Source organism: Streptomyces millisiae (assembly GCF_031845425.1).
Classification (GTDB): domain Bacteria; phylum Actinomycetota; class Actinomycetes; order Streptomycetales; family Streptomycetaceae; genus Streptomyces; species Streptomyces millisiae.
Genome location: NZ_JAVREM010000003.1, coordinates 183,792 through 206,859, shown reverse-complemented (window position 1 = coordinate 206,859; position 23,068 = coordinate 183,792). Strand labels below are relative to the sequence as shown.

The following is a 23,068-nucleotide window of genomic DNA, read 5'->3' as shown; positions in this document are numbered from 1 at the left end:
GGGTCGACGATGGCAGCCAACGCTTCCCCTCCCGCGCTGTCGCTGCGCGGCATCAGCAAGAACTTCGGCGCGGTCGCCGCGCTCACCAAGGTGGACCTGGACGTGGCGCCCGGCGAGGTGGTGGCCGTGGTCGGGGACAACGGCGCCGGCAAGTCGACGCTGGTGAAGGTGTTGGCCGGGGTGCACCGGGCGGACTCGGGGCGGATCGCGTTCGGCGACGCGGAGGTGACGATCGCGAGCCCGGCCGACGCGCACGCGCTGGGCGTGGCCACCGTCTTCCAGGACCTGGCGCTCTGCGAGAACCTGGACGTCGTCGAGAACCTGTTCCTGGGCCGGGAGTTGCGGCGCGGTCGGCTCGACGAGGTCACCATGGAGCTCAGGTCGTGGGAGCTGCTGCGCCAGCTGTCGGCGCGCATCCCCTCGGTGCGGGTGCCGGTGGCGGCGCTGTCCGGCGGGCAGCGGCAGACGGTGGCCATCGCCCGCTCGCTGCTCGGCGACCCCCGGATCATCGTGCTCGACGAGCCGACGGCGGCGCTGGGCGTGGCGCAGACCGCCGAGGTGCTCAACCTCATCGAGCGGCTCAGGGACCGCGGCCTCGGGGTGGTCATGATCAGTCACAACCTGGCGGACGTGCGCGCGGTGGCCGACCGGGTGGCGGTGCTGCGTCTCGGCCGCAACAACGGGTTCTTCGGGGTGGCCGAGGTGTCCGACGAGGAGATCGTCGCGGCGATCATCGGCGCGTCCGACAACGTGGTGACGCGCCGAGCGGGGCGTGGGAAGGGCGTGGGTGATGAGTGACCTGAAGGCCGCCAGGGACGCGGCGCCGCTCGACCTCCTCGACGAGCGGCTGCGCCGGGGCGAGGGCCCGCGGGCGGCGCTGGCGGTGATCGTCGAGCGGATCCGCGGCGGCGATCTGGGGGCGCTGCCCATCGTGCTCGGTCTCGTGGTGATCTGGACGGTGTTCCAGTCGCTCAACTCGGCCTTCCTCTCCAGCGCCAACCTGGTGAACCTGCTGATGGAGAGCGTGCCGGTGGGCGTGATCGCGCTGGGCGTGGTGTGCGTGCTGCTGGTGGGGCAGATCGACCTGTCGGTCGGCTCGGTCAGCGGCCTGTCCGCGGCGCTGACGGCCGTGACCTTCGTCGAGGCCGGCTGGCCGATGCCGCTGGCCATGGCGACGGCGATCGGCACCGGGGCGGCGATCGGCTGGGTGTACGCGACGATGGTGACCCGGCTCGGGGTGCCGAGCTTCGTCGCCACGCTGGCGGGGCTGCTCAGCTTCCTCGGGGTGCAGCTCTACCTGCTGGGCGACACCGGGGCGATCAACCTGCCGTACGACTCGGGTCTGGTGCGGTTCGCCCAACTGACGTTCGTGCCGGCCTGGTTCTCGTACGTGCTGGTGGTGGTCGCGGCGGCCTGGCTGTTCGTCACCGGCCACGCGCTGGCGCGGGCGCGGCGGCGGGCCGGGCTCTCGGCGCGGTCGACGCCGCTGCTGGTGGTGCGCAGCGCCGCGGTGCTGGCCGGTCTCGGCTTCGCCGCCTGGTACCTGAACGAGGCCAGGGGCGTGGGGTGGATGTTCGTCTGCTTCGTGGGTCTGGTGCTGGCGGCGCACTACGCGCTCACCAGGACGAGTTGGGGGCGCTCGCTGTTCGCGGTCGGCGGCAACGCGGAGGCGGCGCGGCGGGCCGGGATCAACGTCCGGCGCGCCTACACCACGGCGTTCGTGCTGTGCTCGTCGCTGGCCGCGCTCGGCGGGCTGCTCGCCGCGTCCCGGCTGGCGGCGGCCAACCAGGCGAGCGGGGCCGGCGACGTGAACCTCAACGCGATCGCGGCGGCGGTGATCGGCGGCACCAGCCTGTTCGGCGGCCGGGGCGGCGCGTTCTCGGCGCTGCTCGGCATCCTGGTGATCCAGTCGATCTCCAACGGCCTGACCCTGCTGGACCTGGACTCGTCGTTCCGCTTCATCGTGACCGGTCTGGTGCTGGCGCTGGCCGTGACCCTCGACTCGGCGGCCCGCCGCTCGCGGGCCGCCCACGGCATGGCCTAGCGGGCCTGGCGGTCGGGCCGGGTCAGGGCGCGGTCCACTTCTGGGCGGGGTTGCCCGAGCAGTTGGCGATCTGGAGCGGGGTGCCGTTGGAGGTGTTGGCGTTGGCGACGTCCAGGCAGCGGTCGGCGACGACGTTGACGATGTCGCCGGCGGCGCGTTCGATGCGCCACCGCTGGATGGCCTGGGTGGGGTCGCAGGTGGCCAGCACCACGCGGGTGCCGTCGGCGGTGGCGCCGCCGGCGAGGCTGAGGCAGTGGCCCTGGACGCGCAGGGTGCCGTCGGAGGCGACGGTCCACTGCTGGCGCTCGGTGCCGTTGCAGTCCCAGAGGTGCAGTTCGGTGCCGGGTGCCGGGTCGTAGGTGTTGGACTCGGCGCACTTCTCGGCGAGGCCGCGGATCAGGCCGGTGGGCCCGGTGACCCGGACGGGCTGGTTCTGCTCTGCCGGCTCGTCGTCCTGCTGGGCCGGCGGCTCGGCGGGCTCCTCGTCGGCCGGCGGCTCGGCGGGCTCCTCCTCGGGCTCCTCGGCCGGGGGCTCCTCGTCGGCCGGCGGGGGCGGCGCCTGCTCCTCGGTCTCCTCCGCCGGTTCCTCTTCCTCCTCCTCTTCGGGCTCCGGCTCCTCGGTCTCCTCGGCCGGCTCGTCGACCAGCGGTTCGGCCGGCTGCTCGCTCTCGGGCGCCGGCGCGGCGACGGGCTCCTGCTCGCCGTTGTCGAGCCGGGCGGCGACGGTGGTGGCGCCCGCGATGACGGCGACCGCGGCGGCCGTGCCACCCAGGGTGGTCCAGACCCGGCGACCGGGCACGAGCCCCCGGCTGGCGCGCGCCGGTTTGCTCGCGAACGTGTGGGAAAAGCGGGGAGATGGCACCGGTTCCTCCGTTGGCGGGGCACGGGGCACGATCGGGGAAGGGTCAACAGCCTAGCCAGCGCCGGCCGTTGACCGCAGCCTGGGTGCCGTGCAAACGGTGAAGATGCCGGGTGGATCGAAACGGTTCCCGCCGGGCGCCGGGTCAGACGTTGACGCCGTGGTCGGCGGCGATGCCGCGCAGCCCGGAGGCGTAGCCCTGTCCGACGGCGCGGAACCGCCATTCGGCGGCGTGCCGGTAGAGCTCGCCGAAGACCATGGCCGTCTCGCCCGACGCGTCCTCGGTCAGGTCGTAGCGGGCCAGCTCGCCGCCGTCCGCCTGGTCGACCACGCGGATGAAGGCGCGGGTGACCTGCCCGAAGCTCTGCCGCCTGGCGTCGGCGTCGTAGATGGAGACGGCGAAGACCACCCGGTGGACCTCGGGCGGGAGCGCCGCGAGGTCCACCATGATCTCCTCCTGGTCGCCGCCGGCTCCCCCGCCGCCGCTGCCGCCGACGAGTTCGTCTCCCATGTGGGTGACGGATCCCTCGGGGCTCTTGAGGTTGTTGAAGAAGACGAAGTGTCGGTCGCTGGGGACCCGGCCGCGCGCGTCGACCAGCAGCGCGCTGGCGTCCAGGTCGAAGTCCGCGCCGGTGGTCGTGCGCGCCTGCCAGCCCAGGCCGACGGTCACGGCCGTCAGGTTCGGGGCCTGCTCGGTCAGCGAGACGTTGCCGCCCTTGGACAGCGACACACCCACGTCGATCAACTCCTGAGGCTCGGGGACGGACCGCATCGAAATCTACATCACTGTAGAAATCTACCGAGCGATACCGGACGCACTGGTCAACATGCACAGCGACACGCGCCGGACGCCCGACACTCTGATCAGCCTTACCAGCGATCGATGACGGCTCTTGCCCGACTCGGGCGTGCCGCGGTGTCATTCTGTACAGCGATCCCTCTGGTGGAGGAGGCCCGACCGTGAGCATCGATGTGACCCTCACCAGCCAGGAGCGGCTGGCCCGGCTCGACGCCGACCAGCTGCGGCAGCTGGTCGGCCTGGTGGAGTACGACGCGGCGCGCGACCCGTTCCCCCTCACCGGGTGGGACGCGGTGGTCTGGTCCGTGGGCAACGCCACCCAGGCGGCCCTCTTCCACCAGCTGGTGTTCGGCATGGAGCTGGTGGCCTACTCGGGCCCGGAGACCGGCAACCGCGACCACCACGCCTATGTGCTGCGCTCCGGCGCGGTCCGCTTCGTGCTCAAGGGCGGCGTCGACCCGGCCAGCCCGCTGCTCGACCACCACCGCGCGCACGGCGACGGGGTGGTCGACATCGCGCTCGAGGTGCCGGACGTCGACCGCTGCGTGGCCCACGCCAGGGCGCAGGGCGCCACCGTCCTGGAGGAGCCGCACGACCTGACCGACGAGCACGGCACCGTCCGCCTCGCGGCCATCGCCGCCTACGGCGAGACCCGGCACAGCCTGGTGGACCGCTCCCGGTACTCCGGCCCCTACCTGCCCGGCTACGTCAGCCGCGCCTCGACCCGCGTCCGTGCGGCCGACGAGCCCCGGCGGATCTTCCAGGCGCTCGACCACGTCGTGGGCAACGTGGAGCTCGGCCGGATGGACGAGTGGGTGGACTTCTACCGCCGCGTCATGGGCTTCACCAACATGGCCGAGTTCGTCGGCGAGGACATCGCCACCGAGTACTCGGCCCTGATGAGCAAGGTGGTGGCGAGCGGCAACCACCGGGTCAAGTTCCCGCTCAACGAGCCGGCGGTCGGCCGGAAACGCTCGCAGATCGACGAGTACCTGGACTTCTACACCAGCCCGGGCGTGCAGCACCTGGCGCTGGCCACCTCGGACATCATCGCCACCGTGGACACCCTGCGGCAGCGCGGCATCGAGTTCCTCGCCACCCCCGACTCCTACTACTCCGACCCCGAACTGCGGGCCCGCATCGGGGAGGTGCGGGTGCCCATCGAGGAGCTGCGCTCGCGGGGCATCCTGGTCGACCGGGACGAGGACGGCTACCTGCTGCAGATCTTCACCAAGCCGCTCGGCGACCGGCCCACGGTGTTCTTCGAGTTCATCGAGCGGCACGGCTCACTCGGCTTCGGCATCGGCAACTTCAAGGCGCTCTTCGAGGCCATCGAGCGCGAGCAGGCGAAGCGGGGCAACTTCTGAGCGCGCGGCCGGGGCCGGCGACCCCGGACCGCGCGCGGGCCTGGCCCGAGGTGGACCCCGGGCACCCCTTCGGGCTGGGCACGCTGCCCTACGGCAGCTTCACCGCGCCCGGCTCGCCCGACCCGCGCGTCGGGGTGGCGGTCGGCGACCTGGTGCTCGACCTGACGGCGGCGGCGCGGGCCCTGCTGCCGGCGGACGCCGCCCTGTTCGCCGCCGGCACCCTGGACGGGCTGCTGGCCGCCGGGCCGGCCACCTGGGCCAGGGTCCGCGCCGCGATCACCGGGTGGCTGACCGACGAGCGGCACCGGCCGGTCCTCGAACCGCTGCTGGTGCCGACCGAGTTCACCACGCCGCGGCTGCCGTTCACCGTCGCCGACTACACCGACTTCTACGCCAGCGAGGAGCACGCCACCAACCTGGGCCGGTTGTTCCGTCCGGACGGCGCGCCGCTCACCCCCAACTGGAAGCACCTGCCCGTCGGTTACCACGGCCGCGCGGGCACCGTGGTGGTCTCCGGCACGCCCGTGGTCCGCCCCAGCGGCGCGCGCCGCGCCCCGGACGGCGAGATCGTCTTCGGCCCCACCGCCCGACTGGACTTCGAGGCCGAGGTCGGCTTCGTGGTCGGCGCCCCGTCGACGCCAGGACGGCCGGTGCCGCTCGCCGAGGCCGACCGGCACCTCTTCGGCGTCTGCCTCGTCAACGACTGGTCGGCCAGGGACATCCAGTCCTTCGAGTACGTGCCGCTCGGCCCCTTCCTCGGCAAGTCCTTCGCCACCTCCGTCTCGCCCTGGGTGGTGCCGCTCGCGGCGCTGCGCCACGCCCGCGTCGCGCCGCCGCCGCGCGACCCGCGGCCGCTGCCCTATCTCGACGACGCCGGGGCCGAGCCGTGGGGGCTCGACCTGGAGCTGACCGTGACGCTCAACGGCCACCAGATCTCCCGGCCGCCGTTCGCCGGCGTGTACTGGACGGCGGCCCAGCAGCTGGCCCACCTCACCGTCAACGGCGCGCCGCTGCGCACCGGCGACCTGTTCGCCTCGGGCACCGTCAGCGGCCCCCGGCGGGAGCAGCGCGGCTCGCTGATCGAGCTCACCTGGAACGGCGCGGAGCCGCTGGTGCTGCCCGACGGCGGCGAGCGCGCCTTCCTCCTGGACGGCGACGAGGTGACGATCGGCGGCACGGCCCCCGGCCCTGACGGCGGCCGGATCTGGCTCGGCGAGGTGCGCGGCCGGGTGCGGGCGGCGGCCCCCGGCTGACCGCCGCCGCCGGGTTCCGGGATCATGGCCCGGACACGACAGGCGACCCCGAGAGGGCACCCCCATGAACGGACCCGGCGGCACCGACCAGCGGCTGCGGCGGCGACTCGGTCTCCTCGACGCGGTGGTGATCGGGCTCGGTTCGATGATCGGGGCCGGCGTCTTCACCGCGCTGGCCCCGGCCGCCGGGGCCGCCGGCGGCGCGCTGCCGCTCGCCCTCGCCCTGGCCGCGCTGGTCGCCTACTGCAACGCCACCTCCTCGGCCCGGCTGGCCACGCGCTACCCGGCCTCGGGCGGCACCTACGTCTACGGCAGGGAGCGGCTCGGCGACTTCTGGGGCTACCTCGCCGGCTGGGGCTTCGTGGTGGGCAAGACCGCGTCCTGCGCGGCGATGGCGCTCACGGTCGGCGCCTACGCGTGGCCGGGACAGGCGCACGCGGTGGCGGTCGCGGCCGTGGTGGCGCTCACCGCGGTGAACTACGGCGGGGTGCGCAAGTCGGCCTGGCTCACCCGGCTGATCGTGGCCGTGGTGCTCGCGGTGCTGGCCGCCGTGGTGGTGGCCGCCCTCACCTCGGACCGGGCGGACCTGGGCCGGATCGACCTGGCGGCCGGCTGGACGGACGCCGGGCCCGAAGGACTGCTGCGGGCCGCCGGGCTGCTGTTCTTCGCCTTCGCCGGCTACGCGCGGATCGCCACCCTGGGCGAGGAGGTGCGCGAGCCGGCGCGCACCATCCCGCGGGCCATCTCGCTGGCGCTGGGCATCGCGCTCGTGGTGTACGCGGCGGTGGCGCTGGCCGCCCTGGCGGTGCTGGGGGCCGGCGGCCTGGCCGGCGCCGCCGCCCCGCTGGCCGACACGGTGCGGGCCGCCGGGGTGCCGGAGATGGCGCCCGTGGTCCGGGTGGGCGCCGTGGTGGCCGCCCTGGGTTCGCTGCTGGCGCTGATCCTCGGCGTCTCCCGCACCACGCTGGCGATGGCCCGCGACCGGCACCTGCCGCACCCGCTCGCCGCGGTGCATCCGCGGTTCGGGGTGCCGCACCGGGCGGAGCTCGCGGTCGGCGCGGTGGCGGCGGTGGTCGCGGCGACGGTGGACGTGCGGGGCGCGATCGGCTTCTCCTCCTTCGCGGTGCTGGTCTACTACGCGATCGCCAACGCCAGCGCCTGGACGCTCCCCTCGCCCGAGGGCCGGCGGCGCCGGGTGGTCCCGGCCGTCGGCCTGCTCGGCTGCCTCGCCCTGGCCCTGGCGCTGCCGCTCACCTCGGTGCTCGCCGGGGCCCTGGTGCTGGCGGTCGGCGCGGCCGCCTATGCCGTCCGCCGCCGGGGCGCGGCGCCAACCGGCCGCTGACCAGGAAACAGTTCACGTCGGGTTCCGGAAACTCACCCTGCCCGATGGCCCGTTGGCGGCCCGACTCTGCAACGAATCGCGCCCGAAGGCTTGACGAAGACCAAGGCCAGGGCGACGCTGATCAGCGCGACACCCCCAGAAACCATTTCCGGAAACGTTTCGAAGGGCCGGAAGATTCTCGGGGTCACAGGCTCAAGTCGGTCCGCTGACCGGAGGACGCCGTGCCCAGCAGCCGCTTCCCCACGCACCCCCACCAACCGTCCAGACGACGCACCCTCGGGCTGCTGCTCGCGCTGGCCGCGGCCGGCCCGGCGGCGACCACCGCCTGCTCCCGGTCGGGCTCCGAGCGGTCAGGATCCGGGTCCGTCACGCTCCGGTTCTGGGCCTGGGCCGACATCGGCCAGGCCGTGGACCTGTGGAACCGCACCCACCCGGACGTGCACGTCGAACTCTCCACGCCCGCGGGACAGGTGAGCATCTTCCAACGGCTCTCCTCGGCCATGGTGGCCGGCACCGGCGCGCCCGACCTGGTCCAGGTCGACTACAACAACCTGACCACGCTGGCCGTCGCCGGCTACCTGGAGGACATCACCGACCGGGCGGCCGGGTTCGAACCCGAGTTCCTGCCGGCCGCCTGGCAGCAGGTGCTGATCGACGACCGGCTCTGGGCCGTCCCCCAGGACATCGGCCCGATGGCCATGTACTACCGCCAGGACGTCTTCGACGCGCACGGGCTCGCCGTCCCCCGCACCTGGGACGAGTTCCGCGACACCGCGGCCCGGCTGCGCGCCGCCGACCGCACCCGCTACCTGACCGCCTACCCGGCCGGCGACGCCTTCTGGTTCGCCTCGCTCGCCGCGGCCCGCGGCGCCCGGTGGTTCAGCACCGAGAACGACAGCTGGCACGTCGGCATCGACGACGCGCCGACCGTCGAGACCGCCGACTTCTGGACCGAGTTGCTCGCCGAGGACCTGGTGACGACGAGCCAGCACTGGAACCCGGCCTGGCACAGCGCGCTCCAGGACGGCACCCTGGCCGCCTGGCTCGGCCCGGCCTGGGGCGTCGGGACCCTCGCCGCCTACCCGCCCACCGACCCCGAGGGCTCCTGGGGAGTGGCGCCGCTCCCGAGCGTCGACGCGGACCGGCCGACCTCCGGGTTCTGGGGCGGCTCGTCCACCGCCGTCGTCGCCGGCAGCCCGCACGCCGCGGCCGCCGTCGAGTTCGCCGCCTGGCTCAACACCGACCCCGACGCCGCCGACCTGCTCGTCGACCCCGAGCACGCCGCGCTCTTCCCCGCCTCCCTGGCGGGCCAGGCCCGCCCCGCGGTCTCCCGGCCCCAGGAGGCGGTCGGCGGGCGCCCGATCGACGGCGTCTTCCGCGCGGCGGCCGCCACCACCCGCACCATGACCTGGGGCCCGACCATGGACCAGGTCCGCGACGACTTCATCGACGCGGCGGCCGCCGCGCTCAGCGAGGGACGGCCGTTGCGCGACGCGCTGCACAGCACCCAGCGCGGCACCGTGGCCGCCCTGGAGCAGAAGGGGTTGAGCGTGACCGCATGAGCATCGCCACCCGTCCCACGCGTCCGGCCGGGGCCGCGCGGCGCCGCGCTCGGGCCGGCCGGCTCGGCCGGCAGACCCGCCACGGCTGGGCCTTCCTCGCCCCGTTCCTGGCCCTCTTCCTGCTCTTCGAGGCCATCCCGATCGGCTACGCGCTGGTGCAGAGCCTGCGCGAGAAGCAGTGGTCGGGGCTCGGCCTCGGCGGCCCCGTCGAGCGCTTCGCCGGCCTCGCCAACTACCGCCGGGTCCTGGAGGACTCCGAGGTCGTCGGCGGCGTGCTGCGGATGTTCCTCTACGGCGTCGTGCAGGTGCCGGTGATGCTGCTGCTGGCCCTCGCCATGGCGCTGCTCTTCGACGCCGGGGTCACCCGTGGCCGGCGCTTCTTCCAGTTCTCCGCCTTCCTGCCGCACGCCGTCCCCGGCGTGGTGGCGGCCGTGCTCTGGGCCTACCTGTACGTGCCGGGCATCAGCCCGGTCGTCGGCCTGCTCCAGGACGTGAACATCGAGGTGGACTTCCTCGGCCCGGACACGGTGCTGTGGTCCATCGCCAACATCGCCACCTGGCAGTGGACCGGCTACAACATGCTGATCATCTTCGCCGCGCTCCAGGCGCTGCCCAGGGAGCTGTTCGAGGCGGCCCGGGTGGACGGCGCGAGCGGCTGGGGCATCGCCTGGCGGATCAAGATCCCGCTGGTGCGCCCCTCGCTGGTGCTGACCGCGCTGTTCTCCGTGATCGGCACCCTCCAGTTGTTCGCCGAGCCGATGGTGGTGCGCTCGATGACCGCCCACGTCACCGCCACCTACACGCCCAACATGGCCGGCTACGCGCAGGCCTTCGGGCTCAACGACCCCAACTACGCCGCCGCCATCGCCGTCAGCCTGGCCGTCGTCGCGTTCGGGCTCAGCTACGGCCTGATGCGGGCCGCCCAGCGGGGGGTGGACTCGTGAGGACCTCCGCCCCGCGCCGGCTGTTCCCGGCCGGTCTCGGTCTGCTCTTCCTGCTCGCGCTGACCGCCTACTTCCTGTTCCCGCTCAGCTGGTTGGTGGTCTCCGCCACCAAGGACACCGCCGAGCTCGGCTCCACCAACGGCTTCTGGTTCGCGGACGCCGGCTTCGTCGGCGGCTTCGTCGACAACCTCCGCACCCTCTTCGCGGAGGAGGACGGCCGGTTCTCCCGCTGGCTGTTCAACTCGGCGGTCTACGCCGGCTTCGGGGCGCTCGGCTCCACCGTGATCGCGGCCTTCGCCGGCTACGCGCTGGCGATCTTCCGGTTCCGCGGCCGGGACGCGGTCTTCGCCGGGATACTCGGCGGGGTGCTGATCCCGGGCACGGTGCTGGCCCTGCCGCTGTTCCTGCTGGTGAGCACGATGAACCTGGTCGACACCTACTGGGCCGTCCTGCTGCCGGTGCTGGCCAACCCCTTCGGGGTCTACCTCTGCCGCGTCTACAGCGCGGCGGCCGTGCCGGACGAGGTGATCGAGGCGGCCCGCATCGACGGCGCGGGCGAGCTGCGGATCTTCCTCACCATCGCCTCCCGGATGCTCAGCCCGGCGCTGGTGACGGTCTACCTGTTCTCGTTCGTCTCCATCTGGAACAACTTCTTCCTCCCGCTGGTGATGCTCACCGACCGCGACCTGTGGCCGGTCACGCTCGGCCTCTACGGCTGGCAGCAACAGGCCATGTCCACACCCGAGTTCACCACGCTGGTGATCGCCGGCTCGCTCGTCTCCACGCTGCCGCTGCTGGTGGTGTTCTTCGCCATGCAGCGCTACTGGCGGGCCGGACTGACCGTCGGCGCGCTCAAGGCCTGAGCCCGCCGCAACCCGAGACCCGCGGAAGGACCTCCATGACATCCCCCGACCCGGCCGACTCCCGCGACCGGATGCGGCGGCTGCGCGCCCGCCTCGGCACCCTCGCCTTCGGCGGCGACTACAACCCGGAGCAGTGGCCTGAGGAGACCTGGCAGGAGGACGTGCGGCTGATGCGCGAAGCCGGGGTCAACCTGGTCAGCGTCGGCGTCTTCTCCTGGGGCCGGCTCGAACCGCGGCCCGGCGTCCACCGCTTCGACTGGCTGGACCGGCTGCTCGACCTGCTGGCGGAGCACGGGGTGGCCGTGAACCTGGCGACACCCACCGCCGCCCCGCCGGCCTGGCTGGCCCACGAGCACCCCGAGACGCTGCCGGTGGACGCCGACGGGCAGCGGGTGGCGTTCGGCGCCCGCCAGCACTACTGCCCCTCCTCGCCGGTGTTCCGGCACCACGCGGCGGACATCACGCGGCGCCTCGCCGAGCGTTACGCGGGGCATCCGGCGCTCGCCATGTGGCACATCGGCAACGAGTACCCGGGGCTCGCCTACTGCCACTGCGAGGTGTCGGCCGCCCACTTCCGGCGCTGGCTGGCCGAGCGCTACGGCACCGTGGACGCGCTCAACGAGGCCTGGGGCACCGCCTTCTGGGGCCAGCACTACGACAGCTTCGACTGGATCGGCACCCCGCGGAACCGGCTGCTCGGCGGCCCCAACCCGGCGCACCGCCTGGACTTCGTCCGGTTCTCCGGGGACGCGTCGCTGGCCTGCTTCGCCGCCGAGCGCGACATCGTGCGCGGGTACACCCCGGACCTGCCGGTGGGCACCAACTTCATGGGCGGCTTCAAGAACCTGGACTACTGGCGGTGGGCCGCCGAGGAGGACGTGGTGGCCATCGACGTCTACCCCAACTCCTGGGACCCGGAGGGTCAGATCCACTCCGCCTACAACTTCGACCTGATGCGGTCGCTGCGCGGCGGCGAGCCCTGGCTGCTGATGGAGTCGGCGACCGGGCCCAACGTCCAGCGGCGCCGTAACTCGGCGCGCCCGGCGGGCCAGTTGCGGCCCCGCTCGCTCCAGGCGGTGGCGCGCGGGGCCGACTCGGTGATGTTCTTCCAGTGGCGGGAGTCCCGGGTGGGCGCCGAACGCTTCCACTCGGCGATGCTGCCGCACGGCGGCACCCGCACCCGGGTGTGGCGCGAGGTGCGCGAGCTCGGCAACGAACTGCCGCGCCTGGCCGGCCTGGCCGGCGGGCGGGCGGCGGCGGCCGAGACGGCGGTGGTGTGGGACTGGGAGAGCTGGTGGGCCGTCGAACTGCCCGGGCACCCCTCGGTCGACCTCGACTTCAGGGAGCGGGTGTTGGCGCACTACCGGCCGCTGTGGCACGCCAACGTCCCCGTCGACTTCGTCCCGCCGCGCGCCGACCTGAGCGGCTACCGCCTGCTGGTGGTGCCCAGCCTCTACCTGGTGGACGACGCGGGCGCGCGGAACCTGACGGACTTCGTGCGGGACGGCGGCCACCTGGTGATGTCGTACTTCAGCGGCATCGTCGACGAACACGACCGGGTCAGGGCGGGCGGCCACCCGGGCGCCTTCCGCGAGCTGCTCGGCCTGCTGGTCGAGGAGTTCAGCCCGCTGCAACCCGGGGAGACGCGCGGCCTGAGCCACGCCGGCCGGCCGGGCGTCGCCGGCGAGTGGCAGGACGTGATCCTGCTGGACGGCGCGGAGTCGCTGGCCGAGTACACCGAGGGCGAGTACCGGGGCCGCCCCGCCGTCACCCGACACCGCTTCGGCACCGGCTCCGCCACCTACCTGGGCACCTCGCCCGATCCCGCCACGATGAGCGCCCTGCTGCTGGACGCGGCCCGACGCGCGGGCGTCACCCCGGTGCTGGACACCCCGGAGGGCGTGGAGGCGGTCCGGCGCCGGGCCGGGGACGGCGGGGACCACCTGTTCCTGCTCAACCACACGGACCGCCCCCAGGAGGTGACACTGCCGGCCGGCACCGGCCCCGACCTGCTGGGCGGCCCCCCGCCCGAGGGCGACCGCCTGCGGCTCACCCCCTACCAGGTCGCGGTGCTCCCGGAGGCCGCCGACCGGTAGCCGACCGGCCGGCGGTGTCAGATGCCCTGCCAGGCCGGCTTGTTGGCCCAGGCGTGCCGGTAGTAGTCCAGGTTGGCGAGCCGGCTCGCCGCCGGCTCGTCGACGATGACGGTGGCGTGGGGGTGGAGTTGGACGGCCGAGGCGGGGTGGCTGGCGGTGAGCGGGCCCTCGACGGCGGCGGCGATGGCCGGTGCCTTGGACGCGCCGAAGGCGAGCAGCAGCAGGTGGCGGGCGCGCAGGATGGTGCCCAGGCCCTGGGTGACGCAGTGCAGCGGCACCTCGTCGGGCGTGGTGAAGAACCGGGCGTTGTCGCGGCGGGTGCGCTCGGTGAGGGTCTTGACGCGGGTGCGGGAGGCGAACGAGGAGCCGGGCTCGTTGAAGCCGAGGTGCCCGTCGGTGCCGATGCCGAGCAGTTGGACGTCGACGCCGCCGGCGGCCTCGATGGCCCGCTCGTACTCCTCGCCCGCGGTCCTGGCCCGTTCCGGGTCGCCGTCCGGCACGTGGACCAGGCGCGGGTCGAGCCCGAGCGGTCCGGTGACCTCACGGGCGACGTAGGAGCGGTAGCTCTGGGGATGGTCGGCGGGCAGGCCGACGTACTCGTCGAGGGCGAAGGCCCCGACCCGGCTGACGTCCCGCCGCTCGCGGCCGATCAGCTCGGCGAGCGCCCGGTAGACGGGCAGCGGGGTGGAGCCGGTGGCGAGGCCGAGCACGGCGTCGGGTCGCGTGTCGAGGGCCGCGAGCACGGCGCGGGCCGCGAGTTCGCCGCCGGCGGCCGCGTCGGACACGATGACGACCTCTGTCATGGGATTTCCGTTCTGCGTCTCTCGTTGTTCAGGTCTCGTCCACGGTGCGGTAGTGGACTGCGGCGTAGGTGTTGCGCAACGCCGCCATGGAGGCGTCGTACGAGGTTTGCGCCACTCCCGTGAAAAGACAGTCGACGACCATGAGTTGAGCGATCCTGCTGCCCAGCGCCCCGGAGCGGAACCGGGTCTCCCGGGCGGCGGTCGTGAGCACCACGTCGGCCACCTCGCCCAGCGGGGAGCGCCCGTGGTTGGTGATGGCGACGGTCGACGCGCCCGCCTGGCGGGCGATGGTGACGAACTCGACGGTGTCGATGGTGGTTCCGGAGTGCGAGATGGCGATGGCGACGCATGTGTCGTCCAGGGTGGCCGCGGCCGTCCTGGCGGCGTGCGGATCGCGCCAGTTGAGCGCGGTGCGGCCGATGCGTACCAGCTTGTGCTGGAGGTCGAGGCTGACGAACGAGCTGGCGCCGACGCCGAACCCGTCGACCCGGCGGGCGCCGGCGACCAGGCGCACGGCCCGGGCGAGCGCCGTCCGGTCGAGGGCGTTCATGGTGTCGGATATCGAGAGCGTCTCGTTGAGCGCCACCTTGGAGACGATCTCGTCCAGGGTGTCGTCGCGGTCGATGTCGCCGGAGACGGCCGGGAGTTCGGCGTGGGCGAGCTTCTCGCGGGTGGCCTCGCGGGCGACGTCGATCCGCAGGTCCCGGTAGTGTGCGTAGCCGATGCGGCGGCAGAAGCGGACCACGGAGGTCGGCGAGGTGCCGCAGCGCTCGGCGAGGTCGGCCATGGAGAGCAGCGCCGAGTCGGCCGGGCTGTCGAGGATCGCCTGGGCGACGCGCCGCTCGGAGGGCCGCAGGGACGGGAGCGCGGCGCGCATCCGCACCAACACCGTTCGGGAATCGGGTCGTTCAGTGGCCTCGTCGCGCACGCTCGCTCCTTCCGTTCCGACGCCCGTAACCGTGCGTCGGCTCACGGTAGCGGCCGGAGCCCAACTCCGGTTGCCCAGCGGGGAACATATTTACACCATGGAACCGATGAAGGTAAGTTTCTGCCAGCCCCGCTTCGCAGGCGCCTTGGTGTCACGCTCCGAACGTCGTCTCCACCCCACGCGCGGCTGAGTACCACCCCACAGCTTTGAGGAAGCTCATGTCACACAGAAAGCGGATAGGCCGCGGCACGCTGGCGACGCTGAGCGGGGCCACGGCGCTCTCGCTCGTGCTCGTCGGATGCTCGGACTCCGGCTCGTCCGACGGCGCCGCGCCCACCGGGGGCGGCGACCTGGTCATCGGCGTGACCTCGGACCCCGACACGCTTTTCCCCTGGAAGGCCACCCAGTTCCAGGCGGTGAACGTGCTGCAGAACATCTACGGCACGCTGACGGAGCTGGACTCCGACATGTCGGTGGTGCCCGGTCTCGCCGAGGAGTGGGAGACCTCGGAAGACGGCCTCAGCCTCACCTTCCACCTGCGTTCCGGCGTCACGTTCCAGGACGGCAGCGCCATGGACTCCGAGGACGTGGTGTTCTCGCTGGAGAGCATCATGGCCGAGGAGACGGCGGCCGTGGCCGCCGCCTCGCTGGCGGCGGTGGAGTCGGTCGAGGCGCCGGACGAGACGACGGTGGTGCTCGAACTCGCCAGCCCGGACGCCTCGCTGCCGGCCAACCTCGCCTCGGTCAACATGGCGATCCTCTCCTCGGACGACACCGAGGAGGAGCTGAACAGCCAGCCCAACGGCACCGGCCCCTTCACCTTCGACAACCGGGTGTCGAGCCAGTCCGTCACGCTGGTCAGGAACGAGGAGTTCTGGGGCTACCCGGCGGCGCTGGCCAGCGTCGAGTTCCGGGTGATCCCCGACGAGTCGGCCATCGTCTCCGCGCTCCAGTCGGGCAACGTGCAGATGTCCGTCTTCGACGACCCGCTGGTCGCGCAGACCGCCGAGACCGGCGAGGTCACGGTGGAGGCCACCGCGCAGCTCAGCTACCACGCCCTGATGCTGAACGCGAGCCGCGGCGACCTGGCCGACCGCAACGTGCGGCTCGCCATCCAGTGCGCCATCGACCGGCAGGAGGTGCTGGACACGGCCGCCCTCGGCGAGGGTGAGGTCACCGGACCGATCACCTCCCCGGCCTACCGCTCCGACCCGCAGGCGCGTCCCTGCCCCGAGCGCGACCTGGGCCAGGCGGAGCAGTACCTGGCCGACGCGGGCCTCTCGGAGGTCACGATCAACGCCATCGTCTCGCAGGGCGAGTACGCCACCTCCGTCAACGAGGCGCAGAACCTCCAGGCCCAGCTCGCCGAGGCCGGGATCACCCTGGAGCTGGAGGTGCTGGAGTCCGGCGCCTACGTGGACCGCTGGGTGGCCGGCGACTTCGACGCCGCGGTCGCGCTCAACGGCGGCAACCCCGACCCGCACGGCATGTACGGCCGGTACTTCACCAGCGACGGCAACCTGAACCCGGTGGCCGGCTACAGCTCCCCCGAGCTCGACGACCTGTTCGCCCGGGGCCGGGCCGTCGAGGACCCGGACGAGCGCCGCGAGATCTACCGCCAGATCTCGGAGCACCTGGAGGAGAACGCCGCCTGGATCTGGCTGTTCACCAGCTACAGCTACACGGCGACGACCTCGTCGGTGCAGGGCTTCACACCGATGCCCAACGGCTCGCTGCGGTTCCTCCGCACGACGGCCCTCACCTCCTAGTCCGCGCCCACGCGGCGGGAAAGTCTGCGCAACCATGCTCCGCACCCTGATCCACCATCCGGTCATCCGGCGCGCCGTCGCCTCCCTGGCGACCCTGCTGGGCGTCGCCGTGTTCGTCTTCGTCCTGCTGCGCGCCATCCCCGGCGACCAGATCACCGCGGCCCTCGGCACCGAGGCCGCCGCGCTCACGCCCCAGCAGCGAAGCGAGCTGGAGGCCTACTACGGCATCGACCAGCCGCTCGTGCTGCAGTTCTTCTCCTGGCTCGGCAACCTGCTGACCGGCAACCTCGGTTACTCCACCCGCTCCCAGGAGAGCGTGCTCGACCTCACCCTGGCGGCGCTGCCGATCACCTTCGAGCTGGCGGTCCTCGCCATCCTGCTGGCGCTGCTCATCGGCGTGCCGCTGGGCATGCTCTCGGCGTCCAGGCCGGACTCGCCGCGCGACGCCGCCGGGCAGCTGGTCGGCCTCGCCGGCCTGTCCATCCCGGCCTTCCTGCTGGCCACCACCCTGCTCTCGGTGCTGGCCTCCTCCTTCGGCTTCAACCCCAACGGCAAGGCGTTCGTGCCGCTCTTCGAGGATCCGGCGCTCAACCTCCAGCAGATGCTGCTGCCCTCGCTCGTGTTGGGCTTCGGCATCGCCGCGCCGATCATGCGCACCACCCGCACCGCGGTGCTGGAGGTGCGGTCGCACGACTTCGTCCGCACCGCGCGGGCCAAGGGCGTCGGGGCGCGGCGGCTCCAGGTCCGGCACGTGCTGGGCAACGCGCTGGTGCCGATCGTCACCATGGTCGGGCTCCAGTTCGGCTACCTGCTGGGCGGGGCCGTGGTGGTGGAGCAGGTGTTCTCGGTGCCCGGAATCGGGCGGCAGGTGCTGCTCGGCATCCAGCAGAAGGACTACGCGCTGGTGCAGTCCACGGTGCTGGTGATCGCCGCGGCGTTCGTCCTCGTCAACCTGCTGACCGACCTGGCCTACCGGCTGATCGACCCGAGGGTGCGTGCCGCATGACCGACCTCGCGCGAACCGCGCCCCTCGCGGTGCCGACCACCCGCCGGGCGGGCCGGCTGCGGGCCGTGCTGCGCAGCCCGAGCGGCGTGATCGGCCTGGTGCTCGTCGTGCTGCTCGCCGTCGCCGGGCTGCTGTCGTTCACCGGGCTGCTGCCGCACGACCCGGTGGCCCAGGACCCGCCGAACCGGCTGCTCTCGCCCTCCGGCGACCACCTCTTCGGCACCGACCAGTTCGGCCGCGACGTGTTCTCGCGGGTCGCCGCGGGGGTCGGCAACTCGGTGCTGATCTCGGTCGTCGCGGTGGCGCTGGCCACGGTGGTGGGCACCGTCGGCGGCCTGGTCTCCGGCTTCTTCCGGGGCTTCGCCGACACGGCGATCGGCGGCCTGACCAACGTGCTGTTCGCCTTCCCGCCGCTGCTGCTCGCGCTGGCGCTGGCCTCCGTCTTCGACCGCAACTGGTTCACCATCGCGGTCGCCATCGCCGTCGTCTACGCGCCGATCTTCGTCCGCGTCACCCGCGGCCCGGTGCTGTCGCTGCGCGAGATCGAGTACGTCAAGGCCGCCACCAGCACGGGGCAGGGCCGGATCGCGATCCTGCTGCGGCACGTGCTGCCCAACATCGGGTCCATCGTGATCGTGCAGGTCACGCTCTCGCTCTCCTGGGCGGTGCTCACCGAGGCGTCCCTGAGCTTCCTCGGCCTCGGCGCACCGCCGCCCGCCCCGTCGCTCGGCTCGATGATCTTCGAGGCGCGCACGCTGGTGGAGATCGCCCCCTGGACGATGATCGCCCCGGGTGTCACCGTCGTGCTGCTGGTCGTCGGCCTCAACCTGTTGGGCGACGGCCTGCGCGACGCGCTCGACCCCCGCAACCGAGGAGGACGCGCCCGATGAGGGTTCTTGGCATGATCTCCGGCACCTCGCACGACGGGATCGACGTGGCGCTGGTGGACTTCACCCTGACCGGCGACACGCTGCGCGGCGCCGTCGCGCACACCGCGAGCACCCCCTACCCGGCGGAGCTGCGCAAGCGGCTGGCGGCCGCGCTGCCGCCGGCCGCCACCAGCCTGGCCGAGGTGTGCGAGCTCGACACCCTGATCGGGCAGGAGTTCGCGGCCGCGGCGGCGGCCAGCGTCGAGGCGGCCGGGCCGGTCGACCTGGTCGTGTCGCACGGCCAGACGGTCTACCACTGGGTGTCGGGTGGGGAGGCCCTCGGCACCCTGCAGATCGGGCAGCCCGCCTGGATCGCCGAGCGCACCGGCGTGCCGGTCCTGTCCGACGTGCGGATCCGCGACATCACGGCCGGCGGCCACGGCGCGCCGCTCGTCTCCTACCTGGACGGGCTGCTGCTCGCCGGGCTGGGCGGCACCCCGGCCGCGCTCAACCTCGGCGGCATCGCCAACATGACGGTGCTGCGCGGCCCTTCCGACCTGTACGCCTACGACATCGGCCCGGCCAACGCGCTGATCGACGCGGTGGTCGCCGCGCGCGGCCTGCACCCGGCCGGCTACGACGAGGACGGCCGGATCGCCGCCTCGGGCACGGTGGACCAGCGGCTGCTCGCCGTCCTGCTCGAGGACCCCTACTACCGGCTCGCGCCGCCGAAGAGCACCGGCAAGGAGCACTTCCACGGCGACTACCCGGCGCGCGCCGTGGCCTCGGCCGGCGTCGAGGTGTCCTCGGCCGACCTGGTCGCCACCCTCACCGAGCTGACGGTCCGCACGGTCGCCCGCGACGTGCTGGCCGCCGGCGTCGACACCCTGGTGGCCTCCGGCGGCGGCTGCCGCAACCCGGTGCTGATGGACGGCCTGCGGGCCGCGCTGCCGGGGGTTCGGGTGCTGCCCTCCGACGAGTTCGGCGCCCCGGCCGACGACAAGGAGGCCATCGCCTTCGCCCTGATCGGCTGGTGCACCGCGCACGGCCTGCCGGGCTCGGCCCCCGCCGGCACCGGCGCGCGGGCGCCGCGCGTGCTCGGCAGCCTCACCCCGGGCGCCGGACCGCTGTCCCTGCCGACGCCGCTGGCCGCGCCACCGAAGGCGCTGACGCTGAGCACGCCATGACCCCGGCGATCCGCGAGACCGGCGAGATCCGGCCCGCCACAGCCGCCGACCTGGACGGCGTCGTCTCGGTCTTCCTCGGCTGCTGGCGGGAGAGCTATCCGGCGGTGCTACCGCCGGAGGTGGTGGCCGCGATGACCGAGGAGCGAGCCACCGCGCTGTGGCGCTCCGCGCCCGGCGAGCTGCGGGTCGCCACGGCGGACTCCGGCGAGATCCTCGGCGTCACGCGGTGGGCGACAGACGGTCAGATCCACTCGCTCTACGTCGCCCCGAGCGCGCAGGGCCTCGGGCTCGGCGCCGCCCTGCTGCGGGCCGCCACCGAGGCGATGCGCTCGGCCGGCGCCCGCGATGCCCACCTGTGGGCGTTCCGCGCCAACGAGCCGGCGCTCGCCTTCTACCGGCGCCAGGGCTGGCACGAGGACGGCACCACGCGCGTCCAGGCCGAGTTCGGCGAACCGGAGGTTCGCCTGACGCGGGCGCTGGCCGCGCGGGAGGCCCGGTGAATGCGCTGCTGCTCGCCGCGGAGCGGCTCGTCGGTCGGGCGCCGCAGGCGAACACCGCCCCGCCGACCGGGGTGGTGCTCGCGTTGCGCGCTCCCGGGCTCGTGCTCGACGCCGTGGCCGGCACGCGCTCGCCCGACGGCGCGCCGATGACGGCAGCGACCCACCACGACCTGGCGTCGGTGACCAAGATCGTGGCCACCACCACGGCGCTGATCCGGCTCGTCTCGGACCGGCTCGTCGGGCTCGACGAGCCGGTGCGCCGGTTCGTGCCGGCGTTCGCCGGCGGCGGCAAGGACGCGGTCACCGTGCGGGACCTGCTGCTGCACCGTGGCGGGCTCTGGGAGTGGTGGCCGCTGTACGTGGCCGCGCGGGGCGACCGGGACGCGGCGCTGCGGCACGCCGCCGGGCTGCCGTTGCGCTACCCGCCGGGGCGTGAACGCCACTACTCGGACCTCGGGTTCATGCTGCTCGGCCAGGTGGTCGAGGCGGCGGCCGGGCAACGGCTCGACGCCGCCGTGCGGGCGCTGGTGACGGAGCCGCTCGGCCTGGCGGCCACCCGTTACGGCCGCCCCGCCGGCGACGAGGTCGCCACCAGCGCCCGGGGCGACGACGTCGAGATGGCCATGCTGGACACCGGCCACCCCTATCCGGTGCCGCACCGCGCCGCCGACTTCGGCCGCTGGCGGCGGGGCCCGATCAGCGGCGAGCCGAACGACGGCAACGCGCACCACGCGCTCGGCGGCGTCTCGGGCCACGCCGGCCTGTTCGCGCCGCCGGCCGACCTGGTCGGGTTCGCGACCGCGCTGGCCGACCACGCCGAGCACGACCGGCTGTGGCGTCCCGAGGTGGTCGAGGAGTTCTTCGCGCCGGGCCCCGACCCGGGCCAGTCGCTCGGCTTCCGACGCTATGAGCTGGCCGTCGGCGCCGAGACGGTCACGCTGCTCGGCCACCCGGGGTTCACCGGCTGCGCGGTCGGCTTCGTGCCCGGCCGCGGCATCGCGCTGGCGCTGGCCGGCTGCCGGCTGCTGGCCGCCGGGCCGCCGGTGCCGACCGACGCCCTGTGGGCGGCGGCCCGCGCCGCCGCCGGCGAAGTCCTGACGTCCGCTTCGAACCACCCCGCACCACCGCGCGACCCGCGCACCAGCACGCGAAACAGGTGACCATGCATACCGCACCCCCCGTCCTGTCCATCCGCGACCTCTCCGTCTCCTTCCGCACGGGCGGCGTCGAGGTGCCGGCGGTCAGGGGCGTCTCGCTCGACGTCGCGGCCGGCCAGACCGTCGCCGTGGTCGGCGAGTCCGGGTCGGGCAAGTCGACGACCGCGGCGGCCGTCAACCGGCTGCTGCCGCCCGGTGGCCGCGTCACGGGCGGCCGGGTCCTCTTCGAGGGCCGGGACCTGGCGGAGCTGAGCGAACGCGAGATGGTCGGCGTGCGTGGCGCGGGCATCGGCCTGGTGCCGCAGGACCCGATGACCAACCTGAACCCGCTGATGCGGATCGGCGACCAGATAGCCGAGGCCCTGGTGGTGCACGGCCGTGCCACGGGGAAGGCGGCGCGGGCCCGGGTCGTCGAGCTGCTGGAGCTGGTCGGCATCCCGGAGCCGGCCCGCAGGGCCGACCAGTACCCGCACGAGTTCTCCGGCGGCATGCGGCAGCGCGCCCTGATCGCCATGGGCCTGGCCTGCCGGCCGAGGCTGCTGATCGCCGACGAGCCGACCTCGGCGCTCGACGTCACCGTGCAGCGCCGGATCCTGGACCAACTGGACGCGCTCACCGAGGAGATGGGCACCAGCGTGGTGCTCATCACGCACGATCTCGGTCTTGCCGCCGAGCGGGCCGACACCGTCGCGGTGATGTACCGGGGCGAGATCGTGGAGTACGGGGAGGCGGCGCGGATCCTGGCCGCCCCGGGCCACGAGTACACCCGGCGGCTGCTCGACGCGGCGCCCAGCCTCTCCTCCACCTCGCTGGTCAAGGCCGCGGGGCCCACGGCCGAGCCGCGCGACCTGGTGGAGGTGCGGGAGTTGACCAAGGAGTTCCCGGTGCGCGGCGGGCGCGGTGCGGCGGATCGTTTCACCGCCGTCGACCGGGTCGGCTTCACCATCCCGCGCGGCCAGACGGTGTCGATCGTCGGCGAGTCGGGCTCGGGCAAGTCGACCACGGCCAACCTGCTGCTGGGTCTGGAACGACCGACCTCGGGCCAGGTGCTCTTCGAGGGCACCGACGTGGCGGGGCTCGGCCGCCGGGAGCTGTTCGCCTTCCGGCGCCGGGTGCAGCCGGTCTTCCAGAACCCGTACGCCTCGCTCGACCCGCGCTACACCGTGGCCCGGTCCGTCGCCGAGCCGCTGCGGGTGCACCGGATCGGCACCGCGAGGGAGCGGGAGCGGCGGGTGGCCGAGTTGCTGGACCAGGTGGCGCTGCCGGCCGACATGGCCGACCGGCTGCCGCACGAGCTGTCGGGCGGCCAGCGGCAGCGGGTGGCGATCGCCCGTGCCCTGGCGCTCTCCCCCGACCTGGTGGTGCTCGACGAGGCGGTCTCGGCGCTCGACGTGCTGGTGCAGGCGCAGATCCTGGAGCTGCTCGCGGAGCTCCAGCGCGAGCTGGGGCTCAGCTACCTGTTCATCAGCCACGACCTGGCCGTGGTGCGGATGATCTCGCACCAGGTGCACGTGATGCGGGAGGGGCGGATCGTGGAGAGCGGCACCCCGGACCGGCTCTTCGCGGCGCCGGAGTCCCCGTACACCCGCGAGCTGCTGGCCGCGATCCCCGGGGCCGGACTGGCCGCCGCCTAGCCGCCGCCCGGCCGTCGCCCGCCGGAAAACGGGGTGCGGCGGGCCGGCGTCGCTGGCATTCTTGGCCCTCGCGTCCGTCGTGGGAA

At 73.6% G+C, this 23,068-nt stretch carries 20 protein-coding genes; 16 read left to right on the top strand and 4 right to left on the bottom strand.

All coding sequences use genetic code 11. From position 1 onward, the window contains the following. The first annotated feature begins 9 nt into the window (after window positions 1-9). Window positions 10-798: an ATP-binding cassette domain-containing protein gene (locus RNC47_RS05015; RefSeq protein WP_311595838.1), complete on the top strand. Its 789-nt coding sequence runs from the start codon at window positions 10-12 to the stop codon at window positions 796-798. Then, window positions 791-2,044: a sugar ABC transporter permease gene (locus RNC47_RS05010; protein WP_311595836.1), complete on the top strand. Its 1,254-nt coding sequence runs from the start codon at window positions 791-793 to the stop codon at window positions 2,042-2,044. The genes RNC47_RS05015 and RNC47_RS05010 overlap by 8 nt, the downstream gene beginning before the upstream one ends. Before the next feature lie 22 nt (window positions 2,045-2,066). Here RNC47_RS05010 and RNC47_RS05005 read toward each other — a convergent pair whose 3' ends face one another. Next, entirely contained in the window at window positions 2,067-2,843 is a 777-nt protein-coding gene (locus RNC47_RS05005) for an RICIN domain-containing protein (protein WP_311595835.1), read from the bottom strand. Between the two features lie 205 nt (window positions 2,844-3,048). Next, window positions 3,049-3,639 carry a TerD family protein gene (locus RNC47_RS05000; RefSeq protein ID WP_311596097.1) on the bottom strand — a complete coding sequence of 197 codons (591 nt, stop codon included), beginning with the start codon at window positions 3,637-3,639 and terminating at the stop codon, window positions 3,049-3,051. 284 nt (window positions 3,640-3,923) lie between these two features. Between RNC47_RS05000 and hppD the strand changes: the two genes are divergently transcribed. The 7 genes from hppD to RNC47_RS04965 all read left to right on the top strand — a co-directional run bounded on the left by hppD (window position 3,924) and on the right by RNC47_RS04965 (window position 13,129). Continuing rightward, window positions 3,924-5,069 (top strand): 4-hydroxyphenylpyruvate dioxygenase, encoded by a 1,146-nt coding sequence (hppD, locus tag RNC47_RS04995; protein WP_311596095.1) that lies wholly within the window; start codon window positions 3,924-3,926, stop codon window positions 5,067-5,069. A gap of 50 nt (window positions 5,070-5,119) precedes the next feature. Next, window positions 5,120-6,322: a fumarylacetoacetase gene (gene fahA / locus RNC47_RS04990; RefSeq protein ID WP_311595832.1), complete on the top strand. Its 1,203-nt coding sequence runs from the start codon at window positions 5,120-5,122 to the stop codon at window positions 6,320-6,322. A gap of 64 nt (window positions 6,323-6,386) precedes the next feature. Further along, complete coding sequence (locus RNC47_RS04985) at window positions 6,387-7,664, top strand: APC family permease (protein WP_311595830.1); 1,278 nt, start codon at window positions 6,387-6,389, stop codon at window positions 7,662-7,664. 221 nt (window positions 7,665-7,885) lie between these two features. Further along, complete coding sequence (locus RNC47_RS04980) at window positions 7,886-9,226, top strand: ABC transporter substrate-binding protein (RefSeq protein ID WP_311595828.1); 1,341 nt, start codon at window positions 7,886-7,888, stop codon at window positions 9,224-9,226. After that, window positions 9,223-10,170 (top strand): carbohydrate ABC transporter permease, encoded by a 948-nt coding sequence (locus tag RNC47_RS04975; RefSeq protein WP_311595826.1) that lies wholly within the window; start codon window positions 9,223-9,225, stop codon window positions 10,168-10,170. The genes RNC47_RS04980 and RNC47_RS04975 overlap by 4 nt, the downstream gene beginning before the upstream one ends. Continuing rightward, window positions 10,167-11,033 carry a carbohydrate ABC transporter permease gene (locus tag RNC47_RS04970; protein WP_311595825.1) on the top strand — a complete coding sequence of 289 codons (867 nt, stop codon included), beginning with the start codon at window positions 10,167-10,169 and terminating at the stop codon, window positions 11,031-11,033. Before RNC47_RS04975 ends, RNC47_RS04970 begins: the two co-directional genes overlap by 4 nt. A 35-nt stretch (window positions 11,034-11,068) precedes the next feature. After that, complete coding sequence (locus RNC47_RS04965) at window positions 11,069-13,129, top strand: beta-galactosidase (protein ID WP_311595823.1); 2,061 nt, start codon at window positions 11,069-11,071, stop codon at window positions 13,127-13,129. Window positions 13,130-13,146: 17 nt separating this feature from the next. Here the strand turns inward: RNC47_RS04965 and RNC47_RS04960 are convergent, their stop codons facing one another. Next, window positions 13,147-13,932: a glucosamine-6-phosphate deaminase gene (locus tag RNC47_RS04960; RefSeq protein ID WP_311595821.1), complete on the bottom strand. Its 786-nt coding sequence runs from the start codon at window positions 13,930-13,932 to the stop codon at window positions 13,147-13,149. 28 nt (window positions 13,933-13,960) lie between these two features. Continuing rightward, entirely contained in the window at window positions 13,961-14,860 is a 900-nt protein-coding gene (locus RNC47_RS04955; RefSeq protein ID WP_311595819.1) for a MurR/RpiR family transcriptional regulator, read from the bottom strand. Window positions 14,861-15,078: 218 nt separating this feature from the next. Here RNC47_RS04955 and RNC47_RS04950 point away from each other — a divergent pair, with 218 nt between their 5' ends. Genes RNC47_RS04950 through RNC47_RS04920 form a run of 7 tightly spaced genes read left to right on the top strand, consistent with a single transcriptional unit; the run spans window position 15,079 to window position 22,982 of the window. Then, complete coding sequence (locus RNC47_RS04950) at window positions 15,079-16,629, top strand: ABC transporter substrate-binding protein (protein ID WP_311595818.1); 1,551 nt, start codon at window positions 15,079-15,081, stop codon at window positions 16,627-16,629. A 34-nt stretch (window positions 16,630-16,663) separates the two neighbouring features. Next, complete coding sequence (locus tag RNC47_RS04945; RefSeq protein WP_311595817.1) at window positions 16,664-17,635, top strand: ABC transporter permease; 972 nt, start codon at window positions 16,664-16,666, stop codon at window positions 17,633-17,635. Continuing rightward, the gene (locus RNC47_RS04940) at window positions 17,632-18,525 is read left to right on the top strand and encodes an ABC transporter permease (protein ID WP_311595815.1); all 894 of its coding nucleotides are present in this window, start codon (window positions 17,632-17,634) and stop codon (window positions 18,523-18,525) included. Before RNC47_RS04945 ends, RNC47_RS04940 begins: the two co-directional genes overlap by 4 nt. Then, entirely contained in the window at window positions 18,522-19,691 is a 1,170-nt protein-coding gene (locus RNC47_RS04935) for an anhydro-N-acetylmuramic acid kinase (RefSeq protein WP_311595814.1), read from the top strand. The genes RNC47_RS04940 and RNC47_RS04935 overlap by 4 nt, the downstream gene beginning before the upstream one ends. Further along, window positions 19,688-20,191 carry a GNAT family N-acetyltransferase gene (locus tag RNC47_RS04930; protein WP_311595813.1) on the top strand — a complete coding sequence of 168 codons (504 nt, stop codon included), beginning with the start codon at window positions 19,688-19,690 and terminating at the stop codon, window positions 20,189-20,191. Before RNC47_RS04935 ends, RNC47_RS04930 begins: the two co-directional genes overlap by 4 nt. Next, window positions 20,188-21,351 carry a serine hydrolase domain-containing protein gene (locus RNC47_RS04925; protein WP_311595812.1) on the top strand — a complete coding sequence of 388 codons (1,164 nt, stop codon included), beginning with the start codon at window positions 20,188-20,190 and terminating at the stop codon, window positions 21,349-21,351. Before RNC47_RS04930 ends, RNC47_RS04925 begins: the two co-directional genes overlap by 4 nt. A gap of 2 nt (window positions 21,352-21,353) precedes the next feature. Continuing rightward, on the top strand, window positions 21,354-22,982 hold the full coding sequence (locus RNC47_RS04920; RefSeq protein ID WP_311595810.1) for an ABC transporter ATP-binding protein: 1,629 nt from the start codon (window positions 21,354-21,356) through the stop codon (window positions 22,980-22,982). Window positions 22,983-23,068 lie beyond the last annotated feature (86 nt).

Coding starts and splice junctions, on each gene's coding strand:
- RNC47_RS04930 (WP_311595813.1), top strand. CDS start 19,688: ATGACCCCGGCGATCCGCGAGACCGGCGAGATCCGGCCCGCCACAGCC.
- RNC47_RS04950 (WP_311595818.1), top strand. CDS start 15,079: ATGTCACACAGAAAGCGGATAGGCCGCGGCACGCTGGCGACGCTGAGC.
- RNC47_RS04965 (WP_311595823.1), top strand. CDS start 11,069: ATGACATCCCCCGACCCGGCCGACTCCCGCGACCGGATGCGGCGGCTG.
- RNC47_RS04985 (WP_311595830.1), top strand. CDS start 6,387: ATGAACGGACCCGGCGGCACCGACCAGCGGCTGCGGCGGCGACTCGGT.
- RNC47_RS04940 (WP_311595815.1), top strand. CDS start 17,632: ATGACCGACCTCGCGCGAACCGCGCCCCTCGCGGTGCCGACCACCCGC.
- RNC47_RS05015 (WP_311595838.1), top strand. CDS start 10: ATGGCAGCCAACGCTTCCCCTCCCGCGCTGTCGCTGCGCGGCATCAGC.
- RNC47_RS04945 (WP_311595817.1), top strand. CDS start 16,664: ATGCTCCGCACCCTGATCCACCATCCGGTCATCCGGCGCGCCGTCGCC.
- RNC47_RS04975 (WP_311595826.1), top strand. CDS start 9,223: ATGAGCATCGCCACCCGTCCCACGCGTCCGGCCGGGGCCGCGCGGCGC.
- RNC47_RS04960 (WP_311595821.1), bottom strand. CDS start 13,932: ATGACAGAGGTCGTCATCGTGTCCGACGCGGCCGCCGGCGGCGAACTC.
- RNC47_RS04920 (WP_311595810.1), top strand. CDS start 21,354: ATGCATACCGCACCCCCCGTCCTGTCCATCCGCGACCTCTCCGTCTCC.
- RNC47_RS05010 (WP_311595836.1), top strand. CDS start 791: ATGAGTGACCTGAAGGCCGCCAGGGACGCGGCGCCGCTCGACCTCCTC.
- RNC47_RS04935 (WP_311595814.1), top strand. CDS start 18,522: ATGAGGGTTCTTGGCATGATCTCCGGCACCTCGCACGACGGGATCGAC.